Below are 2784 nucleotides of genomic sequence, written 5' to 3' on the forward strand. Positions count from 1 at the left end.
TTAGGAGCCTGACGATGACCTACTCTCGCATGGGCCATGCCACACTACCATCGGCGCAGATCTGTTTCACTTCTGAGTTCGGGATGGGATCAGGTGGTTCCAGACCGCTATGGTCGTCAGGCAAAACGGTTGATCACTGGAGGACGAGAAGAACGTGATGTGGATTTCGTTGCGTTATCCGCGCAATTGTTTTGGGTGTTATATAGTCAAGCCGCACGAGCAATTAGTATCGGTTAGCTCAACGCCTCGCAGCGCTTACACACCCGACCTATCAACGTCCTGGTCTTGAACGGCTCTTCAGGGGCCTCGAGGGCCCGGGGAGATCTCATCTTGGAAGGGGCTTCCCGCTTAGATGCCTTCAGCGGTTATCCTGTCCGAACATAGCTACCGGGCAGTGCGTCTGGCGACACAACCCGAACACCAGAGGTTCGTCCACTCCGGTCCTCTCGTACTAGGAGCAGCTTTCCTCAAATCTCCAACGTCCACGGCAGATAGGGACCGAACTGTCTCACGACGTTCTAAACCCAGCTCGCGTACCACTTTAAATGGCGAACAGCCATACCCTTGGGACCGGCTTCAGCCCCAGGATGTGATGAGCCGACATCGAGGTGCCAAACACCGCCGTCGATGTGAACTCTTGGGCGGTATCAGCCTGTTATCCCCGGAGTACCTTTTATCCGTTGAGCGATGGCCCTTCCATACAGAACCACCGGATCACTATGACCTGCTTTCGCACCTGCTCGACGTGTCTGTCTCGCAGTTAAGCGGGCTTGTGCCATTACACTAACCGCATGATGTCCGACCATGCTTAGCCCACCTTTGTGCTCCTCCGTTACGCTTTGGGAGGAGACCGCCCCAGTCAAACTACCCACCACACAGTGTCCTCATCCCCGATCAGGGGACCAAGTTAGAACCTCAAACATGCCAGGCTGGTATTTCAAGGTTGGCTCCACCGGAACTGGCGTCCCGGTTTCAAAGCCTCCCAGCTATCCTACACAAGCATGCTCAAAGTTCACTGTGAAGCTATAGTAAAGGTTCACGGGGTCTTTCCGTCTAGCCGCGGATACACCGCATCTTCACGGCGATTTCAATTTCACTGAGTCTCGGGTAGAGACAGCGCCCCCATCGTTACGCCATTCGTGCAGGTCGGAACTTACCCGACAAGGAATTTCGCTACCTTAGGACCGTTATAGTTACGGCCGCCGTTTACCGGGGCTTCGATCAAGAGCTTCGTCCGAGGACTAACCCCATCAATTAACCTTCCGGCACCGGGCAGGCGTCATACCCTATACTTCCACTTTCGTGTTTGCAGAGTACTGTGTTTTTAATAAACAGTCGCAGGGGCCTGGTATCTTCGACTGGCCTCAGCTCCACCCGCAGGGGCTTCACTTACTACCAGCGTGCCTTCTCCCGAAGTTACGGCACCATTTTGCCTAGTTCCTTTACCCGAGTTCTCTCAAGCGCCTTGGTATTCTCTACCTGACCACCTGTGTCGGTTTGGGGTACGGTCTCGAATAGCCTGAAGCTTAGAAGATTTTCCTGGAAGCCTGGCATCGATGACTTCTCGCCCTTGGGCGATCGTCGTCGCGTCTCGGGATTGTGGAACCGGATTTGCCTAATTCCACTCCCTACATGCTTAAACCGGGACTACCGTCGCCCGGCTCACCTAGCCTTCTCCGTCTCTCCATCGCAGCTATCCAAGGTACGGGAATATTAACCCGTTTCCCATCGACTACACCTTTCGGTCTCGCCTTAGGGGCCGACTCACCCTGCGCCGATTAGCGTTGCGCAGGAACCCTTGGTCTTCCGGCGTGCGGGTTTTTCACCCGCATTATCGTTACTCATGTCAGCATTCGCACTTCTGATACCTCCAGCATGCTTCTCAACACACCTTCGCAGGCTTACAGAACGCTCCCCTACCCCGCCTACAAAGTAGGCAGCCGCAGCTTCGGTGACCAGTTTGAGCCCCGTTACATCTTCCGCGCAGGCCGACTCGACTAGTGAGCTATTACGCTTTCTTTAAAGGATGGCTGCTTCTAAGCCAACCTCCTAGCTGTCTGAGCCTTCCCACATCGTTTCCCACTTAACTGGTACTTGGGGACCTTAGCTGGCGGTCTGGGTTGTTTCCCTCTCCACGACGGACGTTAGCACCCGCCGTGTGTCTCCCGGATAGTACTCACTGGTATTCGGAGTTTGCCTGGGGTTGGTAAGCCGAGATGGCCCCCTAGCCCAAACAGTGCTCTACCCCCAGTGGTATTCATCCGAGGCGCTACCTAAATAGCTTTCGGGGAGAACCAGCTATCTCCGGGCTTGATTAGCCTTTCACTCCGATCCACAAGTCATCCCCTGGCTTTTCAACGACAGTGGGTTCGGGCCTCCAGTGCCTGTTACGGCACCTTCACCCTGCTCATGGATAGATCGCCCGGTTTCGGGTCTATGCCCAGCGACTGATTCGCCCTATTCAGACTCGGTTTCCCTACGGCTCCCCTAAACGGTTAACCTCGCCACTGAACATAAGTCGCTGACCCATTATACAAAAGGTACGCCGTCACACCCGAAGGTGCTCCGACTGCTTGTACGCATACGGTTTCAGGGTCTATTTCACTCCCCTCACAGGGGTTCTTTTCGCCTTTCCCTCACGGTACTGGTTCACTATCGGTCAGTCAGGAGTATTTAGCCTTGGAGGATGGTCCCCCCATGTTCAGTCAATGTTTCTCGTGCATCGACCTACTCGATTTCACAATAATCAGCTTTCGGATACGGGGCTATCACCCACTATGGCAA

1 rRNA gene and 1 other annotated feature (1 of these 2 only partly in view) are annotated in these 2784 nt (G+C 54.6%); the gene reads right to left on the reverse strand.

What is annotated here, in order from left to right:
* Nucleotides 1-6: 6 nt before the first annotated feature.
* Nucleotides 7-121, reverse strand: a 5S ribosomal RNA gene (gene rrf, locus HNR38_RS17545).
* An 81-nt stretch (nucleotides 122-202) separates the two neighbouring features.
* Nucleotides 203-2784: a sequence feature (most likely nonfunctional fraction of RNA operon), on the reverse strand; it runs 1690 nt beyond the window's last position.

Source organism: Marinobacter oulmenensis, assembly GCF_014201735.1.
GTDB classification, from domain to species: domain Bacteria; phylum Pseudomonadota; class Gammaproteobacteria; order Pseudomonadales; family Oleiphilaceae; genus Marinobacter; species Marinobacter oulmenensis.